Origin of the sequence: Nitrincola sp. A-D6 (assembly GCF_000764495.1) — a bacterium.
GTDB lineage: Bacteria > Pseudomonadota > Gammaproteobacteria > Pseudomonadales > Balneatricaceae > Nitrincola.
On the sequence record NZ_JRLB01000080.1, the window covers coordinates 1 to 25,207 of the forward strand.

General features: G+C 49.7%; 28 protein-coding genes and 1 pseudogene. 3 read left to right on the forward strand and 26 right to left on the reverse strand.

Going from position 1 to position 25,207, the window contains the following annotated elements; translation table 11 throughout:
- Nucleotides 1-195: 195 nt before the first annotated feature.
- Together LH51_RS12645 and LH51_RS12650 are read right to left on the reverse strand one after the other, a co-directional pair.
- Complete coding sequence (locus LH51_RS12645; protein WP_036522617.1) at nt 196-693, reverse strand: hypothetical protein; 498 nt, start codon at nt 691-693, stop codon at nt 196-198.
- Nucleotides 690-1,448, reverse strand: a complete 759-nt coding sequence (locus tag LH51_RS12650) for an SURF1 family protein (RefSeq protein WP_052063754.1) — start codon at nt 1,446-1,448, stop codon at nt 690-692. Before LH51_RS12650 ends, LH51_RS12645 begins: the two co-directional genes overlap by 4 nt.
- Here LH51_RS12650 and LH51_RS12655 point away from each other — a divergent pair.
- Nucleotides 1,447-1,635 (forward strand): DUF2909 domain-containing protein, encoded by a 189-nt coding sequence (locus LH51_RS12655; RefSeq protein ID WP_036522618.1) that lies wholly within the window; start codon nt 1,447-1,449, stop codon nt 1,633-1,635. The genes LH51_RS12650 and LH51_RS12655 overlap by 2 nt on opposite strands.
- An 18-nt stretch (nt 1,636-1,653) precedes the next feature.
- Here LH51_RS12655 and LH51_RS12660 read toward each other — a convergent pair whose 3' ends face one another.
- The 19 genes from LH51_RS12660 to LH51_RS12735 form a co-directional block, all read right to left on the reverse strand.
- A complete protein-coding gene (locus tag LH51_RS12660; RefSeq protein ID WP_036522619.1) occupies nt 1,654-2,511 on the reverse strand; it encodes a cytochrome c oxidase subunit 3 in 858 nt (285 codons plus the stop codon).
- Nucleotides 2,504-3,067, reverse strand: coding sequence for a cytochrome c oxidase assembly protein (locus LH51_RS12665; RefSeq protein ID WP_036522620.1), 564 nt, complete (start codon nt 3,065-3,067; stop codon nt 2,504-2,506). Before LH51_RS12665 ends, LH51_RS12660 begins: the two co-directional genes overlap by 8 nt.
- A 30-nt stretch (nt 3,068-3,097) precedes the next feature.
- Nucleotides 3,098-4,753 carry a cytochrome c oxidase subunit I gene (ctaD, locus tag LH51_RS12670; RefSeq protein WP_036522622.1) on the reverse strand — a complete coding sequence of 552 codons (1,656 nt, stop codon included), beginning with the start codon at nt 4,751-4,753 and terminating at the stop codon, nt 3,098-3,100.
- A gap of 15 nt (nt 4,754-4,768) precedes the next feature.
- Nucleotides 4,769-5,566 (reverse strand): c-type cytochrome, encoded by a 798-nt coding sequence (locus LH51_RS12675; RefSeq protein ID WP_442934839.1) that lies wholly within the window; start codon nt 5,564-5,566, stop codon nt 4,769-4,771.
- On the reverse strand, nt 5,559-5,915 hold the full coding sequence (locus tag LH51_RS24820; protein WP_442934840.1) for a cytochrome c oxidase subunit II transmembrane domain-containing protein: 357 nt from the start codon (nt 5,913-5,915) through the stop codon (nt 5,559-5,561). The genes LH51_RS12675 and LH51_RS24820 overlap by 8 nt, the downstream gene beginning before the upstream one ends.
- A gap of 95 nt (nt 5,916-6,010) precedes the next feature.
- Entirely contained in the window at nt 6,011-6,184 is a 174-nt protein-coding gene (locus tag LH51_RS20105) for a DUF2970 domain-containing protein (RefSeq protein ID WP_081960808.1), read from the reverse strand.
- 300 nt (nt 6,185-6,484) lie between these two features.
- Nucleotides 6,485-6,793 (reverse strand): hypothetical protein, encoded by a 309-nt coding sequence (locus LH51_RS12680; RefSeq protein WP_036522629.1) that lies wholly within the window; start codon nt 6,791-6,793, stop codon nt 6,485-6,487.
- Nucleotides 6,794-6,935: 142 nt separating this feature from the next.
- Nucleotides 6,936-7,286, reverse strand: coding sequence for a RidA family protein (locus LH51_RS12685; protein WP_036522631.1), 351 nt, complete (start codon nt 7,284-7,286; stop codon nt 6,936-6,938).
- Between the two features lie 36 nt (nt 7,287-7,322).
- Entirely contained in the window at nt 7,323-8,369 is a 1,047-nt protein-coding gene (locus tag LH51_RS12690) for a histone deacetylase family protein (RefSeq protein WP_036522632.1), read from the reverse strand.
- A gap of 35 nt (nt 8,370-8,404) precedes the next feature.
- On the reverse strand, nt 8,405-9,577 hold the full coding sequence (locus LH51_RS12695) for an acetyl-CoA C-acyltransferase (protein ID WP_036522633.1): 1,173 nt from the start codon (nt 9,575-9,577) through the stop codon (nt 8,405-8,407).
- 106 nt (nt 9,578-9,683) lie between these two features.
- Complete coding sequence (locus LH51_RS12700; protein ID WP_235263715.1) at nt 9,684-10,847, reverse strand: ArgE/DapE family deacylase; 1,164 nt, start codon at nt 10,845-10,847, stop codon at nt 9,684-9,686.
- On the reverse strand, nt 10,844-11,491 hold the full coding sequence (locus LH51_RS12705; RefSeq protein WP_200881997.1) for a 3-oxoacid CoA-transferase subunit B: 648 nt from the start codon (nt 11,489-11,491) through the stop codon (nt 10,844-10,846). Before LH51_RS12705 ends, LH51_RS12700 begins: the two co-directional genes overlap by 4 nt.
- Nucleotides 11,478-12,173 carry a CoA transferase subunit A gene (locus tag LH51_RS12710; protein WP_036522635.1) on the reverse strand — a complete coding sequence of 232 codons (696 nt, stop codon included), beginning with the start codon at nt 12,171-12,173 and terminating at the stop codon, nt 11,478-11,480. The genes LH51_RS12705 and LH51_RS12710 overlap by 14 nt, the downstream gene beginning before the upstream one ends.
- 49 nt (nt 12,174-12,222) lie before the next feature.
- Nucleotides 12,223-13,224 carry an aminotransferase family protein gene (locus tag LH51_RS12715; protein WP_235263716.1) on the reverse strand — a complete coding sequence of 334 codons (1,002 nt, stop codon included), beginning with the start codon at nt 13,222-13,224 and terminating at the stop codon, nt 12,223-12,225.
- 7 nt (nt 13,225-13,231) lie between these two features.
- Nucleotides 13,232-13,546 carry an aminotransferase class III-fold pyridoxal phosphate-dependent enzyme gene (locus LH51_RS22790; RefSeq protein ID WP_235263717.1) on the reverse strand — a complete coding sequence of 105 codons (315 nt, stop codon included), beginning with the start codon at nt 13,544-13,546 and terminating at the stop codon, nt 13,232-13,234.
- A gap of 102 nt (nt 13,547-13,648) precedes the next feature.
- Nucleotides 13,649-14,434 (reverse strand): amino acid ABC transporter ATP-binding protein, encoded by a 786-nt coding sequence (locus LH51_RS12720; RefSeq protein ID WP_442934841.1) that lies wholly within the window; start codon nt 14,432-14,434, stop codon nt 13,649-13,651.
- A gap of 45 nt (nt 14,435-14,479) precedes the next feature.
- Nucleotides 14,480-15,133: an amino acid ABC transporter permease gene (locus LH51_RS12725; RefSeq protein ID WP_036522638.1), complete on the reverse strand. Its 654-nt coding sequence runs from the start codon at nt 15,131-15,133 to the stop codon at nt 14,480-14,482.
- Nucleotides 15,133-15,804, reverse strand: a complete 672-nt coding sequence (locus LH51_RS12730; protein ID WP_036522640.1) for an amino acid ABC transporter permease — start codon at nt 15,802-15,804, stop codon at nt 15,133-15,135. The genes LH51_RS12725 and LH51_RS12730 overlap by 1 nt, the downstream gene beginning before the upstream one ends.
- Nucleotides 15,805-15,954: 150 nt before the next feature.
- Complete coding sequence (locus LH51_RS12735; protein ID WP_036522641.1) at nt 15,955-16,758, reverse strand: transporter substrate-binding domain-containing protein; 804 nt, start codon at nt 16,756-16,758, stop codon at nt 15,955-15,957.
- A gap of 404 nt (nt 16,759-17,162) precedes the next feature.
- Here LH51_RS12735 and LH51_RS12740 point away from each other — a divergent pair, with 404 nt between their 5' ends.
- The gene (locus LH51_RS12740; RefSeq protein WP_052063757.1) at nt 17,163-18,080 is read left to right on the forward strand and encodes a LysR family transcriptional regulator; all 918 of its coding nucleotides are present in this window, start codon (nt 17,163-17,165) and stop codon (nt 18,078-18,080) included.
- A gap of 9 nt (nt 18,081-18,089) precedes the next feature.
- Here LH51_RS12740 and LH51_RS19355 read toward each other — a convergent pair whose 3' ends face one another.
- From LH51_RS19355 to LH51_RS12755, 4 genes are all read right to left on the reverse strand, one after another.
- Complete coding sequence (locus tag LH51_RS19355) at nt 18,090-18,932, reverse strand: HD-GYP domain-containing protein (protein WP_052063758.1); 843 nt, start codon at nt 18,930-18,932, stop codon at nt 18,090-18,092.
- Nucleotides 18,926-20,929 (reverse strand): HAMP domain-containing protein, encoded by a 2,004-nt coding sequence (locus LH51_RS12745; protein ID WP_052063759.1) that lies wholly within the window; start codon nt 20,927-20,929, stop codon nt 18,926-18,928. Before LH51_RS12745 ends, LH51_RS19355 begins: the two co-directional genes overlap by 7 nt.
- A gap of 135 nt (nt 20,930-21,064) precedes the next feature.
- On the reverse strand, nt 21,065-21,664 hold the full coding sequence (locus LH51_RS12750; protein ID WP_036522642.1) for a MarC family protein: 600 nt from the start codon (nt 21,662-21,664) through the stop codon (nt 21,065-21,067).
- Nucleotides 21,664-22,896: a CynX/NimT family MFS transporter gene (locus LH51_RS12755; protein WP_052063760.1), complete on the reverse strand. Its 1,233-nt coding sequence runs from the start codon at nt 22,894-22,896 to the stop codon at nt 21,664-21,666. Before LH51_RS12755 ends, LH51_RS12750 begins: the two co-directional genes overlap by 1 nt.
- A 200-nt stretch (nt 22,897-23,096) precedes the next feature.
- Here LH51_RS12755 and LH51_RS12760 point away from each other — a divergent pair, with 200 nt between their 5' ends.
- On the forward strand, nt 23,097-24,299 hold the full coding sequence (locus tag LH51_RS12760; protein ID WP_036522643.1) for an ABC transporter substrate-binding protein: 1,203 nt from the start codon (nt 23,097-23,099) through the stop codon (nt 24,297-24,299).
- Nucleotides 24,300-24,401: 102 nt separating this feature from the next.
- On the opposite strand, the pseudogene LH51_RS12765 reads toward LH51_RS12760, so the two are convergent.
- Nucleotides 24,402-25,207: pseudogene (locus tag LH51_RS12765) on the reverse strand (branched-chain amino acid ABC transporter permease); the annotation flags it as partial.

Here is a 25,207-nt window from a genome sequence, read left to right on the forward strand (position 1 = left end):
TGGCAGCCCAAGCCAGCATCAACCAGTCGGGTCCAGACTCCAACCAGAATAACCATGAAAGTAAAACCAACGCCTATAGCAGACAGATACAAGGCCCGGTTAACCGCCTGTCGGGATCGGCCCTGAAGGCTGTCGTCAGATCTCACCATCATCACCTCTTATTTTTGTTATTCAATTATAACTATAGCAGTCATTTCATTCCGGGTTGCGTTTCAGCAAACGTTCCAGGTCTTTATGTACATTCCGCACCTCGGTAAAAGCGCCATAGCGGGTCACCACTATGCCTTGCGGATCAACCAGCCATACCTGAAAGTCTTCGACCCAATCAGGACGATAGTCTTGCCACAGCATCTGGGTCTCTCCAGGTAAAACCTGCTGATCCTGACCGGTCAAACGCAAGCGTTCAACCCGAATCGCCTGGCGCCCGAGCGCCCGGTGCATACGCCACCATTGATCAGCCTGGGCCTGACAATCAGCACCACAGACATCCGGTGCACTCCAGACCAGCAACCAACGATCATTGGCCTGCCAGTCCAGCGGCCACTCACTTAAAGGCGGGATCTGATGGTGCAATTCACCTTTGGCTACATCTGAATCCGGAATGCCAATTTGCCAATGCAGCATCGCCCAGGCCACTGGCATGGGCGCACCGAGCACCAAAATCAAGAGGATTAACTGAATACGCGCTTTCATAAACTATCCTGCTGACAGGTTTTACGATAAAGCATCCGATGCCCTATCATGGCTACAATCAAGGCCAGCAGTGCCAGACAAAGCCACTGAACGGCATAGGCAATATGCCGCTCAGGAGGCATCTGACTGGGTTTCCACCAAGCCGCTAACTGACCTTCTCCGGCACTCTGATGCACCACACCCTGAAAATGCGCTTGTGGCAGATGACTCCAGGGAGCTAGATCGAGAGACTGCAGGCGGTTTCCTTCACGATTATCACCAAACACCAGATTACCCTGCTGCAGCTGTTGCCAATAGCCGCTCAGCTCCACAGAAGCCTCAGGCGTGGTCACTTCGGGTTCAATACCACGATCAACCACCGTCGGGATAAAACCACGTTGAATCAGCCACCAGTGACCTGAGTCCGCCAGCAACGGCGTCAGCACAGCCACACCCACCTGCCCTTCCAGAATCCGGTTATCCAGCCACAGGGTTTCCTCTGCCAAAAAGCGCCCTGTCAGCGTCACTTGTGCCAGGTTTTCAGGTTCAACGACCGGGTTGTATAACATCTCGGTGGCGGACCACTGTGCCAGCAACTCAGTTTTCTCTGCCGCGCGTTGCCACTGCCAATTTGCCAGAGCCAAGCCAACTAACATCAGACTCATCCATAATCCCCACCATAATGTCAAACTGATAAGACGCTTGACCTGTCGCGTGTTTTTTGATCGACTGGGTGCTTTATAACCCCTGCGCTTCAGCGCTTCGGAGTGATTCATGCTAAAGCTCCTGATAGCCCTCACCTTTATTGCCATGTTAATCAGCCTGGCGGCCGGTGCCGGTTTTTTACTTAAAGATGCGTCTACATCCAAACGTACGCTGACATCGCTGAAACTGCGCATTACCCTGGCCGTTATACTGATGGTGCTGTTGGTCTATGGTTTTTCTCAGGGCCTGCTGAATTGATCCGTTCGGCCCTTGTGCTCAAAATACATAGACAAACAGGAACAGCCCAATCCACACGACATCCACAAAGTGCCAATACCAGGCACCAGCCTCAAAAGCAAAATGGTTATCGGCGCTGAAATGTCCTTTCAGTACCCGCACCAACAATACCGCCAGCACGATGGCCCCGATGGTCACATGCAGGCCATGAAACCCCGTGAGCATGAAAAAGGTTGAACCATAGATACCTGCCTGCAGTGTTAACCCAAGGTGATTCCAGGCTTCAACATACTCAACACCCTGAATAACCAGGAAAACACTGCCTAACACCAGAGTCACAATTAACCAGTTACGCAGTTTCAGACGCTCACCGGCCTTCAGCGCATGATGTGCAATAGTCAGGGTGACACTGGATGAAACCAGCAGCAGGGTGTTGATCAATGGCAGTGTCCAGGGATTGACTACCGCGGTTGGACCACCAATACTTGGATCTGGGGTCTGCATCAACGGCCAGCTAGCAGTAAAATCAGGCCAGAGCAATGCCGTAACACCCTTGGCACCCTGGCCGTCCAACCAGGGCAAGGCAAATACGCGCACATAGAAAAGCGCGCCAAAAAAAGCCGCAAAGAACATCACTTCCGAGAAGATGAACCAGGCCATACCCTGTCGAAAGGAACGGTCCATCTGCGCATCGTACAGCCCTCCCATAGATTCCCTGACCACATCACGAAACCAGCCATACATCACCAGTGCGATACCCACCAGGCCTATCAGCAGGAAGGGTAAGCCGGTTCCATAACTCATTAATGAACCGGCACCTATAGCCAAACTGGCCATAACCACCACAGCAATGATCGGCCATTTACTGGTTGGGGGAACATAATATTGACTAGTCACGAAAGCCTCCCAGGGCAACCACTTCATCCATCGGATAGAGCGTATAAGCCAGCGTTAATGTTTTTATATCAGCAGGTAGATCAGGGTCGACCTGAAACACCAGGGGTAACTGCATCGTCTCACCAGCCATCAACCACTGCTGCTCGAAGCAGAAACATTCCATCTTACGAAAATGCCGGGCACCCGCTGAGGGACTGATGCTCGGCACGGCACGCCCAGAACTGCGTGCATCACCTACATTAGTGAACTTAAAACGTGCTTGGGAGATCTGTCCCGGATGTACAGTCACGACGGGATCAAGCGCCTCCAGCCGCCAGGGCAAGCCACTGCCGCTGCGGGTCACCAGTTGGACTCGAACTTCACGCGACTCATCCACCCCCTTGGCACTGATAATCTGTGCGGAATCGGCGGTTTTTCCATTCAATCCGGTCACTTCACAGAAAACGTCATACAGGGGTATCAAAGCCAGTGTAAAACCCACCATACCCAGCAACACCCAGAGGGTTTTTTTAACAGTTCGCTTTACACCGGCTTGAGCCGTTTGGCTGACACTCATCGACATGACCTCCTGGCATCTGTCGACATGTTAGTGTCGACTCGGTGAGTCAATAGCCGGATCATAGGCTGGCGGTGTATCAAAGGTATGCAGCGGCGCAGGACTCGGTACGGTCCACTCCAGACCTTCGGCACCCTCCCAGGCTTTCGCCGGGGCTTTCTCGCCACCACGTATGGCTTTCACCAGCACCCAGACGAAGATCAACTGGGAAAATCCGAACAGGAAGCCGCCAATCGATGAGAGCATGTTGAAATCGGCAAACTGCAGGGCATAGTCCGGAATACGCCGTGGCATACCTGCCAGACCGGAAAAGTGCATCGGGAAGAAAGTCAGATTCACACCGATAACCGACATCCAGAAATGCCACTTACCCAGAGTTTCATTAGCGTAGTGACCGGTCCATTTAGGCATCCAGTAATAGGCGGCCGCCATAATCGCGAACACAGCACCCGGCACCAGTACATAATGAAAATGCGCCACCACAAAATAGGTATCGTGATACTGGAAATCAGCGGGCACTATCGCCAGCATCACCCCGGACAAACCACCGATGGTGAACATAACAATAAAACCCAGCGCAAACAGCATAGGGACTTCAAAGGTGATTTCCCCCCTGAACAGCGTGGCAATCCAGTTGAACACCTTAACCCCGGTCGGCACCGCAATCAGCATGGTCGAGTACATAAAAAAGAGTTCAGCGGTGAGTGGTAAACCGACCGTAAACATATGATGCGCCCAGACCACGAATGAAAGAATGGCAATGGAGGCGGTGGCATAAACCATCGAGGCATAGCCAAACAGGCGCTTCCGCGCAAAGGTAGGCACGATCAGTGACACGATACCGAACGCCGGCAAAATCATGATATACACTTCAGGGTGACCGAAGAACCAAAACAGATGCTGAAACAGCACCGGATCACCACCACCAGCGGCATTAAAGAAGCTGGTACCGAAGTTGATATCCATGAGCATCATGGTCACAACACCGGCCAGTACCGGCATGACGGCTATAAGTAAAAATGCTGTAATCAGCCAGGTCCAGACAAACAATGACATATCCATCAAGCGCATACCGGGTGTGCGCAGATTCAGAATAGTGGCAATGATATTAATCGCACCGAGTATGGAGCTAATACCAGCCAAGTGAATCGACATGACAAAGAAACTGGTTGAGGGCGGTGCAAAGGTTGTCGATAGCGGTGCATAAAAGGTCCAGCCAAAGTTTGGACCACCGCCTTCCATAAACAGGGTAGATAACAGAATCCCGAAGGCGACCGGCAACAACCAAAAGCTGAAGTTATTCAGACGCGGAAGCGCCATATCCGGTGCCCCGATCTGCATCGGAATCATCCAGTTAGCCAAGCCGACGAAAGCGGGCATGATCGCACCAAACACCATGATCAGGCCGTGCATGGTAGTCATCTGATTGAAAAATTCCGGCTGAATATACTGCATGCCCGGTTGAAAAAGCTCGGTGCGAATCACCAGCGCCATAGTGCCACCGATAAACAGCATCAACAGCGAGAACAGCAGATAGAGAGAGCCTATCTCTTTATGATTGGTGGTTAACACCCAGCGCAGGATGCCAGTCGGTCCATGGCTTGCATGACTTGCGTGTGCTGCACCACCCTGTGCCACATCACTGACACTTTGCTGAACAGTCGCTTGCGATGTATCAGACGCCATAACATTAACCTCTTCTTATTGTGATTCCAGCAAAGCACGCACGGCAGATGGTTGCACAAGATCACCCGTGTCATTTCCCCAGGCATTACGCTCATAGGTGATCACCGCCGCGATTTCGGCAGGTGACAGAGTCGCACCAAAGGCAGGCATAGCCGTACCTGCTTGACCATGCAAAACAATTGCCTTATGCGCATCCAGAGCATCCGGGTCTATCGTAATACCTGTACCAGCCAACGCCGGGAACATCGGAGGTAACCCCTGCCCTTCAGGCTGATGGCAAGCGGCGCAATAGGTATTATAGGTTGCCATACCACGCTCCATTAACTCATCCATCTCCCATTCGCGGTCGGAACCAGCCGCTTCTACTGCAGCGGCCTCACGGCGACTATCCAACCAGACGACATAGTCCTCGGGAGTAACCGCTTTAACCTCAATCGGCATAAAGGCATGATCCCGGCCACACAGCTCAGCACATTGACCACGGTAAATACCCGGCTCATCTATCTCGAACCAGGTTTCATTAATAAACCCCGGGATGGCATCTTTTTTCACCGCCAGGTCAGGTACCCACCAGGAGTGAATCACATCATTGGCTGTCAGCAATACACGGATTTTTGTGCCGGTAGGCACCACCATGGGCTCATCTACCTCAAGCAGATAATTGTCACCCTTGGAATCGGCTTCATAGATTTGTTCTCTGGGGGTTGCCAGGTTACTGAAAAAGCTGACATTTTCTTCAAGATACTCATAGCGCCAGCGCCACTGATAGCCTGTTACCAACACATCAATATCAGCTTCAGAAGCGTCATACATTTTTTTTCAGTGTGGCGGTCGCAGGTACGGCCATCAACACCAGAATCACCATAGGAATGGCTGTCCAGATGATTTCAACGGTAGTATTTTCATGAAAATGAGCAGCTTTGGCTCCTTTTGACTTGCGGTAAGTGATCAGCGAGTAGAACATGACGCCGAAGACGACGACAGCGATGGCGACACAGATCCATAAAATGATCATATGCAGCCCATACACTTCACGACTGATTTCTGTGACACCGACCGGCATATTCCATCCGGATGAGGTATTTATTGATGATGCCTGTGCCACGCCAGTAAACAATGACAGAAGCACGACACGAAAAACTTTTCGAATAAGTCGGCCCATCAATCCCCTCCTTTAATTTTTATGTGTAAGGAAATGCAGCCAGTATTTAGTTATGTTGAGTATAGACGGGAAATGAAAAGGTGCAAAAAAATTAATTAATTAGCTGCAAGCCATGCAATGCATGCAACTACAAGCACAAAAATTAACGCCATAACAACTCCGACAAAAATAAACTTCCAGGGTGAAACCGACTGGAAATCCTGCTGCCGGTTGGCCTCTGACTGCACACCAAAAAAAGCGGCCAGAACTGACTTGATTATTTTAAGCATTTCACCCCACCTATTAACCATATAATTCATAGAGGAAATAACATTAGTTAATTCGAATAAAATTAAGCATACACATATTGGCACATATTAATAATGGCTATTCGACAAAATGTAATAACCTGATCACTTAATATAAAAGTAGACTATAAGTAGCAAATTTAAATAGTTATTTATCTTAATAAATTATTTGACTCGATCATCCATTTAACTTTCATTAATTAATTGAATGATTTAGGTAATATAGCCTGTACATAAGGGCTATATATTAGAGAGGACGGGACGAGTTAGAGGGTAAGCTTGTCAATCTGTAAAGCGCGGATTCTTGCGATGAGCTACGGCATGCAGAGCCGTCTGGTATTCGAAGTACACCGTAAATTCATCATAGACCCATTGACTGATCGGCGGCTGACCGACTGGAGCCACCTTACGGGTCGGCTCACCGAAACGAGCAAGCACAGCTTGTTCAGACAGACCGTTAACAAACATCCGGTCACCAGGACGGACTTCAGGCTGAAACTGATTGACGATCAACCCCTCAGCGGACAAAGGCCCCGATAAGACAACCAGCAACAACAATCCCAACATCCCTGTGAAGCTTATCTTGTTCATGACAATGTTCCTTCCTCTGATAGTAGTATACAAGCACAACACCTGAATAAAACTCTAGCCTGAGCCTGCACGCATTACAACTCTCTGGATTGAACTACCAGGTATACCTGCCGTAATGTTGATTCAGCTCAGGCTATTGGTTTCAGGGAAGTGCAGCCACCACCATGATTTCCACTTTCCACTCTGGCTTGGCCAGCTTGGCTTCCACACAGGCACGCACCGGTGGGCGTCCTGGAGTGACCCAGGCATCCCAGGCGGCATTCATCTGATCAAACTCAGCCAGATCAGTTACCCAAATGGTAGCCGATAGCAGATGATCTTTTGCCGTTCCCACCTGCGCCAACAGAGCATCAATACCGGCCAGAATCTGTTCTGTCTGACCACGCATGTCCGCACTGGCATCAGCTGCCACCTGTCCTGCCAGATATACCGTGCCATTGTGCACTGTCGCCTGGCTCATGCGTTGATTGCTGCCTTGATAGGTTATTGTCATAGTATTTCTCTCATTGCTGTTATGTAAGGTGCCTTGTCAGACACCACGAAAACCGGTTAAAAATGCCGCCAGATTGTTACCCAGATGTGCAGTTGGATAGCCTCCTTCCTGCACTACCACTGTCGGCAAGTTTAAACCTGCCAGGCGGCTACCTATCGCGGTAAAATCCTGTGTTTCCAGTGCCAGTCCCGCCAAAGGATCATCCTTATGTGCATCCAGTCCCAGGGCAATAACGATAGCCTCAGGACGAAACTCAGCCAGACGCTCCAACAGGGCATCCAGGGTGCTCAGAAACCCCTGCCCGGCGGTTCCGATAGGCAAGGGCATATTGACATTAAAGCCCTGCCCTGCACCTGCACCGGTTTCATTCTCCAGACCCCAGAAAAAAGGGTAGAAGGCTCGCGTATCTGCATGCAGGGAGCCGGTCCACACATCGTTACGCTCATAGAATATTGTCTGGGTACCATTGCCATGGTGCAGGTCGACATCCACCACCGCTACCCGATCATATTTCTCACGCAGCACAGTCGCTGCCAGTGCCGAGTTATTCAGATAACAGAAACCACCGGCCAGTTCCGGTCCGGCATGATGCCCTGGCGGACGACAGAGCGCATAGGCACTATCCTCGCCGGCTAAAACACTTTCAGCGGCGGCTTCGGCTGTTGCCGCGCTGGCCATGATACCTTTGAAGCTATCGGGTCCCATGGGGCAGGCCATATCACTCAGATGCCAGCCTGCCAGACCTACGGGATGCTCAGGATACTGCCTGGCGGCTCCGCATGGATGTGTATTCGGAGTCACTATGTCAGAGGCACCGGGTAAATCGACCCAACGTTGATAGATCGTCTCCAGAAAATCCAGATAGCGCGGTGTATGAATCTGAAGCAAACGCGCACGGATGCGCTGCTGTTGCCTATCGCTACCCAGCCCCTCAGGCGCTGTCAATTGCATATTATGCTTGTCCAGCGTGGCACGTAAAATATCAGCACGGACCGGACCTTCCGGTGAATCAATGATCTTGCCACGCATAATCATCGTCGCAGGAGCATGCAGGCTTTGGGGTTCTGCGTAATAAAATTTCATGCGTATTCCACCACTCAAACTGTTCAGGATAAAAGTCAGTCAACGTTTTCCAGCAGCAGGGCGATACCCTGGCCACCACCGATGCAAGCAGAGGCGATGCCATAACGCGCCTGCTGTTGTTTCAATGTTCGCGCCAAAGTACCCGCCAGGCGAATGCCGGTAGCACCCAAGGGGTGCCCGAGTGCCAAGGCCCCGCCGTGAATATTCACCCGTTCTACATCCAGGTGTAGCTTCTGCATGGCATACAAGGGCACTACACTAAAGGCTTCGTTAATTTCCCAAAAATCGATCTGCTCAGCGCGCAGCCCGGTCAAAGCTAACAGTCGTTCCACTGCAGGCACCACCCCCTGCCCCATTAACTCGGGGCGGGTGCCACGATCGACACAGGCCACAACCCTCGCCAGGGGCGGTAATCCACTGCGTTGTAATGCCTGTTCTGACATCAGCACAGCCAATCCAGCCCCGCTGGTCAGGGGGGAGCTATTGCCTGCGGTAATCTGACCATTTTCATCAAACGCGGGCTTCAAAGCGGACAGTGTCTCCAGCGTTGTCGATTCGCGGATACAGGCATCCAGGCTATAGCCAGCCTGCTCCGGGGTATCGACGGGTAAAATCTCACCCGCCAGAAAACCTTGTTCACGTGCACTCGATGCTAACGCATGTGAACGGCAGGCAAAGCGATCCATGGTCTCACGACTAATATCACCGAGTTTGGCCAGGGACTCGGCCGTCAAACCCATATTCATCACTCTGGCAACATCATAGTCCGACTGCAGTTCTGGGACTGTCAGGGTGCCGTCGTTAAACAGGGCTGGCCCCATCGGCACGCGTGTCATCTGCTCATAGCCACCGGCGAGGGCGATTTCAGCACCGCCCGAGGCGATATTCAGACTTGCCATACGCAGCGCTGCAAGACCCGATCCGCACTGCTGATCGATCATCCGGGAAGCACACTGATCACCAATAGCTGTCTGCAGTATGGGATAACGTCCACCAAAACTCCACTGCTCCTTTACCCCCAGTGCACAGCCCAGAGTCAGGTCATCGAATTGATCTGCTTCCAGTTGAGTAGTCTGTAACATCTCCTCGATAAGCTTTGCCAGCAGCGCGGGGCCAGACAGAGAAGCAAACGCATCAACTTCGGTTTTTTTCGGGTGCGCCCGGGTAAAGGCGGTGCGACGGTAATGACTCAGATAGACAGGTTTCATAAGGCTTCCAGTTTGCACCAGCGACTGATAAACAGTGCATAGGTTTTCAGAACATGGCGGATCGATTCAATATCCACACACTCATCCACGCCGTGGATATTTTTGGCTATGGGCCATAACAGGTGCCCGCGGTACGACTGTAAAAGTGAAAGGCGCGCAGGTCTGTCGTGCAGGTAGACAAATAATGCTCTGGCTCACTATCAGTGAGTGAACGGTGACAGTCAGCCAGCAAGCCGATCCCACCATGCTTCAGATCAACCAGGTGACCTTCTGAGCGAAAGCCATGAAAGCGCAGCACCGGTTTAGAGATTGCCAGGTCGCTACTCAGTTTATTAACACTTTCTACCGCATCACTGACTTTCTGCATGATCTCATTGGCTGACATACCGGGTGGAAAACCTATCCGGCCTTCCATTTCAGCATAGGCAGGCACACTGGAGGGCCAATTGCCGCCCTGGATTTTACCTATATTCAGGTTAAAGGGCCGTGCCACCGCATCATATGGCGGTGCTTTGTGATAGGTGTTGAGCTCTTCTTCCAATAATTTCAGTGCCGGAATATACCGCTGCAGCTTCTCAATGGCATTCTCGCCAGCTGCGGTATCCAGCACATGCACCGGCTTGCCCTGTACCGTGAGTTTGAACCACAGCACCCCCACCTGACCGGAATAGATCTGTGGACCAAAAGGCTCCGGAATCAACACAAAATCGCCACCAAAACCCTGCTGCAGACAGGACAGCGCACCATTGCCGGAACACTCCTCTTCGACCACAGCCTGCAGCGTAATCGGAGAGGTGATTTTGAACCCGGCACGCTGTACGGCATGAACAGCAAAGATCATCGCGGCCACACCGGATTGCATATCGCCAGCCCCTCTACCATACAACCAGCCATCTTTAATCCAGGGCTCATGTGGCGCCTGAGTCCACATATCTACAGGATCCGCCGGAACCACATCCAGATGACCGTTAAACACCAGGGTTTTACCGCTGGCACCCGGGTTAAGTTGCGCGACCAGATTGTACTTGTCCTCATGGTTCCAGGGCACAGGAGCATAAAGTGCATGGGTACAGAGCTCGGCATGCTTCATCGCCACACGCTGCACCGGTAGCTGCAACGTCTGCAACTGCCGTTCTACCACATCCAGCACACCCTGTTCCTGATTTAATACACTGTACTGTTTGACCATCTCCTGAGTAAACGCCAGCACATCGTCAAAAACAGCATCACAACTTTGCAATATGGCTTGTTCCGTTGTATCAAGACTCATGGGTTATGTACCTCCTCTGCAAAGATCAGCGTAGCTTCAGTGATATCTTGCAACTGATCAGCGGTCATACCGTCTGCTATCTCGCGAACCATCAAGCCTTCCGGGGTGACGTCCATCACCGCCTTGTCAGTAATAATGCGGGAGATGCAATGATAAGCGGTGACCGGCAAACGGCATTGCTGCAGTATTTTTGAGCGTCCCTGTTTGTCACAGTGAGTCATCAGCACCACAATGCGCGGCGTTTTTTGTGCCAGCTCCATCGCCCCACCGATACCCGGTGAAAACTTGCCGGGAATTTTCCAATTGGCCAGATTACCCTGCTGATCCACTTCAAAAGCACCAATCATGGTCAGATCGATTTTGCTGCGCCGGATCATTGCAAAGGACACCGCACTGTCAAAAAAGCTGCTCCCCTTCACGGTGGATACATAGGCGCCAGCGGCATCGATCAGCGAGGCACTCATCTGCTCTCGTGGGGCCTGCTTCCAGGAACCCAGCACGCCATTCTCAGAATGAATCAGTACATCCAGGTCATCCGGCAGGTAATCCAGCAACTGCGTCGGCAGCCCAATACCCAGATTCAGAATGCTACCTGGCTTGATCTCTTTAACCGCACGTTTCAATAAGCTTTCAATGTTTGACATGATGCTCCATTATCCTGTATTCCTGAGTTAACTGGGGCAACACCACCAAACGGTCGACAAAGGCACAGGGGGTGTGTATCTGATTGGGCAAGAGTTCGCCAGGTTCGAAGCAGGCTGGCGTTTCAACAATCACCTGATCAGCGGCCATCGCCATCAACGGATTAAAGTTCATTGCACTGCCTTCGTAGATCAGGTTACCAAGGCGATCAGCACGCGCCGCATGCACTAAAGCAAAGTCGGCTTTGAGTGCCATTTCCATCTTGTACTGTTTACCCTGCCACTCCAGCAACTGCTCCGGACGGGTTATCTCGGAATGCAGACCGATATCGGTGAGAAAACCGTAACTACCGGCGCCTGCCGTACGTATTTTCTCAGCCAACATGCCCTGCGGATGAAACTCCACCACTAATTTCTGGCTGTTCATCCACTCAATGGCAGTTTTATTCAAACCTATATGAGTAGTGATCAGACGATCTACCCGACCCTGCTCAATCAGTTTACTAATGCCGATACCGGCTTCATTGGCATCATTCTTGATCAGTGTCAGATTGCGTTGTCCCTGCCGCAACAGCTCATCTATCAGGCTGAAGGGTGTACCTGGACTGCCAAACCCACCGACCATGATCACAGCACCCGAGGGGATGGCTGCAATCGCGTCTTCAATCGAGGTTGTTTTATTCACAAGTCACATCCAAAATTATTTTATTAAGCAAAAAATTATTATTATTTAACTACGACAGAAGCTGACCAAATTCAGTTAACGCCTGATCCAGTAACAGCATCATTTCATCAATTTCAGCAGGCGTGGTGTTCAAGGGTGGTGTCACCAGAAAGTGATCGCCTTCCACACCGTTCAGACAGCGTCGTGGATAAATCAACAAGCCCTTATCCCTGGCAATCTCGGTAATTTTACTGAAGGCATTAAATGCCGCCGGGAAAGGAGCCTTGGTGTCCTGAGATTGCACCAGCTCTACGCCCTGCAAAAAGCCAATACCGCGCACATCACCGATAAAGTCATAACGGGTTTTTAATGCATCCAGCTGCTGACGCAGGTAAGCACCTTGCTCGCGCACATTTGCCACCACACCCTCATCCTGCATGGCACGAATCACCGCCAGACCGGTGGCGCAGGCCAGCGGGTTACCGGCATAGGTATGGCCGTGCATAAAGCCACCCTGATTCTGCACTGGGTCAACTATGTCACCTTTCGCCATAATCCCGGCTATCGGGTAATAACCCGCACCCATACCCTTAGCCAATACCAGAATATCCGGACAGACGCCCCAGTGCTGCCAGGCAAACCATTCACCGGTACGGCCGATACCACTGAGCACTTCATCCATAATCAGCAAACAGCCGAAGCGGTCACACAGGGCACGAATCCCTTCAACGTAGCGTTTGTTCAGCATTCGGGCACCGGTACTGGCACCGCCTACAGGTTCAAGTACAAAGGCCACAATACTACCTTCTGGCTGGGCAGCCATGGCGGCTTCTGTTTGTAACAAAACCGCTTCGACATGCGCGGGGATATCCGTTTCTTTAAAACGGTAGAAATCCGGTGACGGCACCTTCACTGACGGGGTAATCAGATCTTCATAAGGGCGCTCCAGGGGTTCATAGCCTGTGAGACCCAAGGCGCCCAGCGTACTGCCATGATAAGAGGGACGTAAGGATACAAAGCGCTGGCGTTGCGGCTCTCCACGATCATAAAAATACTGGCGTGCCAGCTTCATCGCACTTTCAACCGCTTCCGAGCCACTGCCAACAAAAAAATACCTTGTGCAGTTGCTCCCCGGTTAGTGCCACCAGGGCATCCCCCAGATCAATGGCTACCTGACTTTCAAACTGGGTACGGTAGCTGAAGGCCACTTGATCCAGTTGTGCCTTCATGGCAGCCGTGACAGCTGGATGCTGATGCCCCAGGCTGCAGGTAATGGCGCCGGAACAACCATCCATATAACGTTTACCCTGGGTATCCCACATATAAATTCCCTGGGCATGACTGATCAGCGGTAACTCTGCTCCAGCCTGATAAAACAACGCGTTGCTTGTCATATAACCTCTAACTCCGCTAAAAAAAGCACAAAGATTCCCCTGACTCTGCCCGCAACCACGGTCACAGAGACTGTATTATTCACTCGCGTTTACCAGTAAGTGCTAACGATTAGTGTCCAGATGTTTGCGCAGAAAGTTGCGGGTGCGCTCGTGGTCTGGATTGGTAAAGAATTTATCTGGTGGGCCTTCCTCTACCACGACACCACCGTCCATAAACATCGCCCAGTCTGATACATCCCGGGCAAAGGCCATCTCATGGGTTACGATCAGCATGGTCATATGCTCTTTAGCCAGACTCTGCATAACCTGGTTAACCTCCTCGACCAGTTCCGGATCCAATGCCGAGGTGGCTTCATCAAACAGCATCACTTTAGGCTGCATCGCCAAGGCTCTGGCAATAGCTACACGCTGTTTTTGCCCACCGGACAATCGGGAAGGATAAACTTCAGCCTTGTCAGCCAGCCCCACACGCTCCAGATATTCACGACCCAATTCATTGGCCGACTTTTTGTCCATACCTTTGAGCTTACGCGGCCCTAAAGTCACATTTTCCAGTGTGGAAAGGTGTGGGAAAAGGTTAAAGTGCTGAAATACCATGCCCATATTCTGACGTATATGGTTGATATGACGTTCAAATGTCAGTCCGGTCATATCCGGACGATTCACCTGAACACCATCCAGCATGATGGTGCCTTTATCAATCACTTCCAGGTGATTCACGGAACGCAGCAAGGTGCTTTTACCTGAACCGGATGAGCCAATAATGGAAACGATCTTGCCGCGCGGCACGGTAAGACTGATGCCTTTAAGCACCTCCAGTTCACCAAACTTTTTGTGAACATTAACTATATCCACCATGGGTGTTTCGGTCGTTGTTTCAGTCTTCATAACTGTCCCATTTAAATAAGGTATTTTGGCTAAAATAATCTGTGTTTATCGGCGATCAGCTGTCATGCGCTCAAAACGTGCCTGCCCGTATTCCATAAATAAATTCAGGATGTAATAAATTACGGCAATAACAATAAAGAATTCGAACGGACGGAAAGAAACACTGATGGCATACTGCGAGGCATACACCAGTTCGGCGACCCCTATCGCTGAAAGCACCGAGGTATCCTTGACCATCAAAATCATGTTATTGCCTATCTGTGGTACTGAGCGAATAAAGGCCTGCGGCACAATAATGTAATAAATGGTGCGCAGATGCCCAAATCCCAGTGAACGAGATGCTTCATACTGCCCTCCAGAGACCGAACGTATAGTGGCGATAAAAATATCGGCGTTATAGGCCATATAGTGAAAGCCCAGACCCAGCACCCCCACCATCAAGGCCGGTATCAGTATCCACTCCCCTAATCCGAAGTAGAGAAAATACAGTTGTAGTAGCAGTGGCGTGGTCATGAATAGCCAGATAAAGAAACGTAGCGGCCAGCTCACCACTTTATTGGTGAAAATCGAGATCACTGCAACCAGCAAGCCACCGACAATCGAGAAGATTGCGACTACCAATGCGATCAGGAAGGTCACACCGACACCTTTCATCAGTGTAGGGGCGTAAGTAATGACCGGAGAAAAATCAAATTCCATCACTGTACCCTCTTAACTAAAGTGGTGTAGCGCGTGGCACGACGATAAGCCAGCTCAACAATACCCATGATGGCGTAGACGATGCAGATATACATAACGGCTGTAAGTGCAAAAATTTCAAAGGGCTTGTAGGTTGAGCCGATCAGACGCTGCGCCTGGTAAGTCAGTTCCACCACAGAAATGATTGATACCAGTGAGGAGTTTTTAACCAGCACGATACCCAATACACCTACTGAACGAATCATTAAACCAGCCGCTTGTGGCAACACCACATAGGTCAGCGTTTGTAAACGACCAAAGCCGATTGAGCGTGAGGCTTCACTCTGGCCACTGTCCACTGATTCCAAGGCGCCACGAATAGCTTCGCTCATATAAGCGCCGATATTAAAGGCACCCACCAACACGCCACAGGTAAATGGATCCAGCCTAACCCCCAATGCGGGGCCGCCATAAAACACCAGCAACAACTGCACAAAATACGGTGTGCCCCGTATAACGCTAATATAGCCACGAGCAAACCACTGTACTGGAATAAACTTAAATGAACGCATAAACACCAGTACGCAAGCGACGATAAAACCCAACGAAATAGCGCGGGCTGATATATCGACGGTAACCCAGGCTGCTTCCAGCAATAATGGGGTCACCCCGACCATCAAATCAAAGTCCATATTCCAACCCTTTTTATATTGTATATCTCAAGGGAGACAAGAGTTGTTATAGGGGTACAAGTCACGAACCTGAGCGTTAAACCGGAATAACTGTTTGTGACTTGCACCCGCATAAGTATCTGATAATAAAATCAGATCGCAGGGTGTGATTTACTCAATAGTGGCACCTTCACCAATCCATTTATCCACTATGCTCTGATAGGTTCCATCTTCTTTAATTTCAGCCAAGGCTGTATTCAAAGCAGCCAAAAGCTCAGGCTTGTTTTTCTGAATGGAAATTGCGGCAGGCCATCTTGGCAGTTCACCTACCTCGACCAATTTAATGTCCGGATTGTTTTCTCTCAGTACCACATACACAGGAACATCATCGGCAATGATTGCATCTACACGACCGGTGGTCAGGCCTGTGAGCAGATCGGGTAGACCCTGGAAGGTCTGGTTACGCCATTTACCCTCACCATTTTCAACCGCCCATTGGTTACCGGTTTCACCGATAGTGGAGCCCACTCGCTTGCCTTCAAGATCTTCCAGGCTATTAATATCGGTGTTATCACCTTGCACCCACACGGACAAACCCGCACTGTAATAAGAATCTGTAAAATCCACGGCGCGCTGGCGTTCCTCAGTCACACTCATACTGCAGATACAGGCATCAAAACGCCCACCCGCCAGTGCAGCGACTATGCCACTCCAGGGTGAGGTTTGAATTTCCACATCCACACCCATTTTTTCAGCCACAGCTTTGGCAATATCAACATCAAATCCGACTATGTTACCGTCGGTGTCAACATAGCTAAAGGGAGGATAAGCGCCTGAATTGGCAACTTTAAAAACATCCTCTTTAATTTGGGGTAGATCACGTGCATCAGCCGTCATGGAAACCATGGATGCCGTACTAAAAACAAATGCAGCGGCTACTAAAGATTTAGTTAAATGCTGTTTAATCATATTCATGTTGTTATCCTATTTAGTGAAAAGATCTTGTTTATACTCAAGGGTATAAACAACACAGTTTTCCGGATTGATCAGTCGAACTCCCATATTTAGCAGGTAAAACTGAATCAATCATTACAGCTTAAGCCTAGTTCAATTTCAGTGATTAACACCTCCTGATTTAATCATCCAGCCAGGCAGTGCTATTACCTGAATATAAATATGAGCAAGTAGAGTAACGACCTTCTTGTTACTAGTGCTTCACACGTTTACTTTAAAAATTGACGTCTTTTGAGTGTAAGTTAAAAAAAAATAATTTCAACTTATAATGTTTTTTCATTAAATCATGACTTTTAATCATGGCTTTGAGTGCAAAAAAGCATGATAATCCTCCCTGTGTTAGACGATATTGACAGGAGGGCAGCATGAAAGAAGTTAACCTTAACTCACTTAAATCACTCATGGTTTTCAAAACACTCTATGAGTCAGACACCGCCACCCGTGCCGCTAAAGCACTTGGATTGACTCAATCAGGTGTCAGCCGATCACTGGCACAACTGGAAGAAAACATCGGCATGCCGCTGTTCATGCGTCACAAGAATCGACTGATCAAACTGCCAGAAGCCGATGAGTTGTATCAGGAGATAATGCAGCTGATGGGCAATCTGGATGAGATGAAGCACACCATTGTCGCACTGCGTGAATTTGGTGCTTCGCGAATGCGTCTGGCCTCGGCGCCAGCGCTCGGGTTTGCCTACATTCCGGAAGTCATCGCTGCCATTTTGAAGATCAATCCGAAATACAGTATCTATTTCGATATTATGCCCAGCCCCGATGTTGTGCGTGCGGTGGAATCAGGACATTTTGATGCTGGCTTCGTGACTCTGCCAATCAGCAGTGAACGGCTCACTGTAGATGAACTGTTTGCAGTCGAGGCTGTATGTCTTATACCAGCCGGTCATCCATTGGTAGAAGCCGAATTTATTGAGGTAACTGACCTGAAAAATCAGCATCTGGTTATTCCTAACCAACCCAATCTTGCCGCCGATCAACTGCTAAGCTTGATTTCACAACACAAGGTTAGAATAGCCGGGAAAACCGAAGCCAATATAGCAGCCATCTGCAGCCTGGTCGCTAATGGCGTGGGTATCAGCCTGATTAATCCGATCACGGCCTATGATACGGTGGCCGTGCAACGGGATATTGTTATTAAACCCTTTCGTCCAGCGTTTCACTATCGCTTTGGCCTGGCTTATCGCCGCAGCTGGGCTGATACACAGTTGATCAGACTACTGAAAGACAACCTGCCCAGCACACCTAAGTATCTGAATCAGCGTGAATAATCCATGGAATCAGTCAGCGCCCGGTATAAACTGATTGATGTCGACCCTATCTATTTGCTCTGCCTGCATATACTGCTGTGCATACTGCTGATAGACCCCTGAGCGCAGAAACAGCTCAAATACGTCAGCATCCAAATGTGTATCTGCAACCATCCGGGCCATAATATCAAGTGACTGCGTCAGGGTTTTGCCCTGTTTGTAAGGTCGGTCGATAGCTGTCAGTGCTTCAAATACATCAGCTACAGCCATAATCCGCTCTTGTAAGCTCAACTCTCCTGCAGGCAGGCCTCTTGGATAACCGCTTGCATCCACTTTTTCATGATGATTACCGGCGATGCCAGGTACCTCTGCCAGATAATCTGGTAGGGGTAAGGCTTCCAACATAATAATAGTCTGCACGATATGTTCATTAATTTTGAAACGTTCTTCCGCTGTCAACGTACCTTTCTGAATGGTCAGATTATGCAGCTCGCCTTGATTGTAGGCCACATCAGGTACTTGCATATCAAATCCCCAATGATTATCAGGATCATTTTTTGTGACCGGTGGTCTACGGCCATTCCAGGGAAATATCTGTTCATACCGGTCACTTAGCAAAGCCTCTTCGACTGGCAACACTTCTTCAGAAAGATTGTTCATTCGTTGTTTTTCATCCTGTGATAGCCCAATACGATTACTAAAATAGCGTGTCCAGCGACGACAACCTATCTCTCTTACACGGTTAATTTCCGTTTCGGACATAAACTCACCACCAATGTTGGCCTTGGCAATAAAACTGAACTCTTCGATAAGCTGCTGCTGAGTAGCAAGACATGAGCGTTGCAGCGCTTCTGGATCCTGGCCCTCTAACATACCTTGCAAGCAGACAATCTGTGCATCCCGGTATAGCACTTCAAAGCGGGTACGAATTTCATGGATGCGGTTATAAATTGTTTCCAGCTTGGTCGCTTTATCAACCACATATTCTGGCTGGTAATCTTGCCACAATCATGTAGCCAGGCGGCAATGCGAAAGGCTTCCGTTTCAGCTTCATTCATATGGTAATGCTGAAATGCGGGTAATGTACTTTGCAACGCTGCATCTGATAGCATCATCGCCAGCGCCGGAACCCGCTCACAATGACCGCTGGTATAGGGAGACTTAGCATCAATGGCATCGGCAATCAGGTGGATAATGCCGTTAATCAGTGCTTTCTGTTCGCAAATCATCTGACGGGTTTCTATCGCTACAGCGGCTGCACCGGAAATATCATCGATAAAAGCCCGCAACCCTTGAATATCGGTTGATCGGGTATCAATCGAGTCAATAATCAAAACACCCAGCAGATGCTCATAGCGATCACGTAACATGGTGCAAACATAAAAGTCATAGCCCGCTTTTCTGACGCACTCGCGTACCTGACTATCCACTTCATGTAGCCCCTCCAGCACAATAGTGTCAGGCAATTTCTGATCATCCATCTGATTATTCAATTTCAGTGTCTGCGTGCTGCCGTCAAATAGATAGATACAACCCGAGGCATGTCCTACGGCTTTAACCAATTCTTCCAGAACCGACTGCAACAGTTTGTCAGGATCGCGCTCTCGATTTAGCGTCATGGACAGCGATTTAAAATGCCGGATGGTCCCTGACATATCATCCAGCACATGCGCCAGCGCATGCACTTCACGAATAGATGTCCGAGCCGTGATTTTGTTATCGAAATTCAGATTTGCCAATGAGCGCACCTGTTTTTCCAGCTCAGCAATAGGATTACCGATGCGCTGCCCCACTGCCCAGCCAGACAATAGCAGCACCAACATAATTGAAAAGGCCCACTGCACCTGACTAAGAAAGCTTTTTTTAACATTACCCAGTAATTCGTTGCCAGGAATAGCGATGAGTATTCTTAAATCATCATCGCCCAGTACAGCAAGAGGCGACACAAGCCCATACCAGTCATGCCCTGCATGGCTAAAGCGCGCCAGGCCATGCGTACCCTGCGGCTGTGAAATCAGTGCCTGCAGCACCGGGACATTTATTTCCTGCAAGCTCGCCAGACGGGTTTCTCGTGCGTCACTCAGAATAAAGCGTTCGATATCGGGATAGGCAAGCAACAACGCATCCTGATTGATAATAGCGATCTCTGTACCCGGTGTCAGGCGCAAAGAATCCATCTGCTCGCTCAGATCCATCACAGTAGCATCGATACCCAGCACCACACCATCACCGGCATGCAGTGACATACTCACACCGACTTCTCTAGTGGTGTAAAACAGATAGGGAGCAGTGAGCTTTACCCTGTCGGAATCAAGTGCTTGTTGATACCAGGAACGAATCTTAGGGTTAAAGGTGTAATTGGGCATGCTGCGGACTTCAATCATATCCGTCAGAGAGTCATCATAAAAAAGCCACTCACCCTGACGATCTCCATCGGCATCGGTCACAACGCTTTGCAGTAGATAATGACTTGCGTCCGGTGCATTAAAAAAAGCTCTGGAATGAGCCGTATGCAGCTGTCTCAGCAATAAGAAATCAGCATTGTTATAGCCAATATAAACCGCACTAAGTAAGGGGTTGGCATTCAATACTTCGGCAATCGCCGGCAATCGTCTCAGGCGTTGTTGTGGATCCTTGGCACTGACCAGCGGATCATGCCGGAGCATTCTGATCAACATCTGGTTGGGTTCCATCAGCTTTTGGATGCGATCGTTGATGGTAACCGTCAGTTGCTGACTGGCCTGATCAGCTACTTCAAGAATACCCGACTGCATACCGCGGTAACCCTGAAAAATCAACATCGTGGCCAGCAAAGCCATGCTCAGCGTAACCGTTACCGCAATCAATAACTTGATGGAGATACGTTTCATGATATGTTCCGCAACAATCCTAGGTTACAACCCCAACTTACTGAAATACCAAAGGGTATTAGAGTACTGCTTTTGCAGTATAGTCAGGTTATGGCATCCTGCCTCAGGAATAGAAGGTTCTCTCAGGCAGATGGGCTACAGGGCCAACATATTATTGAAGCCATCGTAGATGAACTGGATTGCCAACGCAGCCAGGATAACACCCAAAAACCGACGTAATATTTCATCACCGGTTTTTCCTATCACCCGTTTTACATAGCTGGATAGCAGCATTAGTATCAAGGTTAATCCATAAATGCAGATCACAGCCGCAAAGACAGAAACTTCCTGGGCACTGGTCTCAGCACCTGAAAACAACAAAATTGACAAGGTCAGGGCACCAGGACCCGCCAGTAAAGGAATTGAAAGCGGGTAAACCGATATATCCTGCTTTTCATCCGGCCGGGTCATTTTTACTTCACTGGTAATCAGGTTAAATGCGGTAAAAAACAGCAACAAACCGCCAGAGATACGTAACGCATTAATATTAATCCCCAGGCTATTCAGGAATGCCTCACCAAAGTTACCAAATACAAGCAGTAACACAGCACTGATCAGCGTTGCTTTGACCGCCATAATGATACGATGACGGCGGTCCCCCTCCGGTAACAGCGCATGGAATATTAATGCCGTACCTATTGGATCAATAATGACAAAAAAACCTGTAAACGCATTTAGAAAAGTAATGAGTTCCATTAAACAGTCCGATCAGTAGAGTGAATGTTAGTATCTGGTTTGACCTGTACCGCACTGGCTGCTTTCCAGCCAAATGCCAATTGAAAAATCTGTAGCAACATCAGCAACAATAAAGCGGACAGCCAATGGCCACTAAGATCATGCACCAATGCCAGCGTTACAGGCCCTGAAGATGCCAACAGATAACCGAGACTTTGGGCCATTGCCGACAAGGCTGTTGCCTGCACCCCGTCGCGGGTGCGTAGTATGAAAAAAGACAGCGCCAGGCTCAGTGACCCGCCAGCGCCCATCCCGATCAAAGAAGCCCATAACATCGGTGCTTGCTGCGGCGCCCACCAAAGTCCGGCCAGACCAGAAAATGACAACAGAAATATCAACACAACCAAAGGCTGCTGCTGACGCATTCTGGCTGCCAGAATGGGAACAAACAGATTAAAAGGTATACTGACCAAATTGATCATTGCCGTTGCAGTTCCGGCTTGAAACGGATCCAGACCACTTTCCATCAGTATTTTTGGCAACCAGGTTACTATGGCATAAAAGTAAAATGACTGCAGACCCATATAGAAGGTAACCGCCCAGGCCGTGGGATTTTTCCACAAGGTGACCCGTGCACCGGTTACAGGTTTAACATCCCCACGCAACTTCAATAAAGGTAACCAGATCAGGCTAGTGACCAGGGGAAGCAATGCCCAGACCAGCACCGGATAGTGCCAATGATTGAAATGGTTCATCATGGGCACGGCCAAATACAGGCCCATCCCAGCACCCAAACTGAGCATAATCGAATAAAGGCCCGTCATTAAACCAACACGGCCCGGAAAAAACACCTTCACCAGTACAGGAATCAGAACATTCAGCAAAGCGATAGCCGAACCTAGCAACAAGGTTCCCAGAATAACCACGGGATAGCTTGCCACCAAACGCAACATAACTCCCAGTGCGATAATCAACAGTCCAAAAACCACCAGTGTGATGGATGAAAAAAACCGTGTCATGAGTGGCACGAGGATGGAAATCACGGCAAAACAGATCAGCGGTAATGTTGTCAGCATACCAAAGGCACTGGCGCTGAGGCTGAGGGCTTCACGCACCTCCATAACCAGAGGTGAAAATACCACCAAGCCACCACGCAGATTAGCTGCCGCCAACAATAAACCCAAAACAGCAAGCCCTGTCAGGGTTAGTGTATACCGCTCAAGAGGAGAAGACTGTTTATCAACTCGTTTCATTGACTGCCCGCACAAAAAGTCATAATCCTACTGAAAAGCCCGGCCATCGCCCAGTTATTAATTGTCTCCCATACACCTGTTGCATAGGTTTCCGGCTGACCTGCAGCAATTGATTTTGCTGATATAAAGTGTCATAAAGGAATTGTTTAGCCATACATTGCTCAGCGATCTGAACGTTGAAATAAACAAAGGGAGTCACAATGATTAAAAAAACACTTCTATGCAGCGCGATTATCGCTGCAACGGCTATGACCAGTATTGCACAAGCCGAAGTCAAACTCGGCTTTCTCGGTGGCTTCACCGGACCTATCGAAAGCCTGACCCCACCAATCTTTCAAGGAGCACAACTGGCACTCAGCCAGATTAATGCCCAAGGCGGTATTCTAGGTGGACAAACGCTAAGTATCTCATCGGCTGATACGACCTGTACCGATGCCTCAGCCGCCATTAACGCAGCCGACCGTATGATCAATACCGAAAAGGTAACGGCCATTGTAGGTGCGCTTTGCTCCGGTGCGACGATTGCCGCCGCGAATAACGTTGCGGTTCCGGCAGGTGTCACTATGGTATCACCTGCCTCCACGTCTCCTGCTGTTGCTGAGATTGATGACAATGACCTGGTCTTCCGCACTACACCTTCCGATGCTTATCAAGGTGAAGTACTGGCCAGACTGTTGCTGTCCAAAGGAATCGATGAGGTTGTTGTTACTTATGTAAACAACGACTATGGTCAAGGCTTATCCAGCGCCTTCGCAACAACTTATGAGGCAGAAGGCGGCTTTATTGCTGCTAATGCGGCACATGAAGACAGTAAAGCTGACTACCGTTCAGAACTCGGTAGCCTGGCATCCAGTGGTGTCGGTACTCTGCTGGTGTTCGCCTATGCCGACACTTCTGGCCAAACCATCCTGCGTCAAGCCTATGAAAGTGGTAACTTCACCCAGTATATAGGTGCTGATGGTATGGTAGGTGATGCACTGGTGGGTGCTGTGGGAGCCGACGTACTGGAAGGCATGATTGCCACCCGTCCGGGCAAGCCTGACATTCCAGGCACAGAGCATTACTCTGAAGCCGCACGAGCCGATGGCATGGACCCCAATGCGGTATTTGCCAGCCAGTCTTATGATGCCGCCTTCTTGCTGGCCCTTGCCATAGAGAAGAATGGTTCTGCAGAGCGTGAAGGCGTGTCCGCAGCCCTGCGAGCTGTTTCCATGCCACCTGGGGAAGTCATTCTGCCTGGGGAATGGGAAAAAGCCGTGGCCTTATTAGCTGAAGGCAAAGAGATTAACTACGAAGGTGCCGCCGGTACGCAGGATTTTGACGAGCGAGGTAACGTCCCCGGTGTTATTGAAGAAATGGTTGTCACCGAGGGTGCTTTCCAGACGGTGAAACTGATCCAGTAATATTCCATTGTAACGCAAGAGGTGCCGGTCCGATCTGTTAACGCTGCAAATAACAGCCGCAAAGATCGGGCCAGCACCTAACCGAATGCAACAGTTCAATCATCAATGATGCTGTTGAATTTTCTCTGGGAACAGACCTTTCGGCGCATAACGTAACACCAGGGTGATAATCAGGCCAATACTGAATACGCGCGCCTGCAATGCACGGCTGGTGAAATCTGATGGAGCTTCCCAGGCAAACCACATATCACCCAAATAGCTGATGGCATTCAGGATAAACAGGGCCACGGGTTCTGACATTACCCAGATAACATAGACAAATACGGCTCCGAAAATCGTGCCCATATTATTGCCAGGACCACCGAGAATCACCATCACCCAGATCAAAAACGTATGATTCAGGGTAGATAGCCAGTGGGATCAAAAATACCATTGAAAGTCGCCAGAGCAGCGCCACCTATGCCCATCAATACACAGCCGATCACAAAGACTTCCAGACGACGCTGGTTTACGTTTTTGCCCATCGCGGCCGATGACAATTCGTTATCCCGGATAGCGCGCATCATCCTACCCCAAGGACCATTATAAGCCCGATGCAAAAGATAGAAGATGATGGCAATCATGACCGCCGTCACTGACAGGTAGAGCGCACGCGCCAGAGTAAAGCCCATTTCTCCGGCATCTGGAATTGGCCAGGGTAAGGGAGAAACAGTCAGCGTACCGCGGGTTAACCAATCGGAGTTTTTCAAAAAGGCCTTGATGATTTCGGCCACACCCAACGTGGCAATCGCCAGGTAGTCACTGCGTAACCCTAAACAAATATGCCCGATAAAGTAAGCCAGGGTACCGGCCAGAATACCGCCAACCAACCAACCAGCCCAGACCGGCAAGCCAAAACCACCAATAAA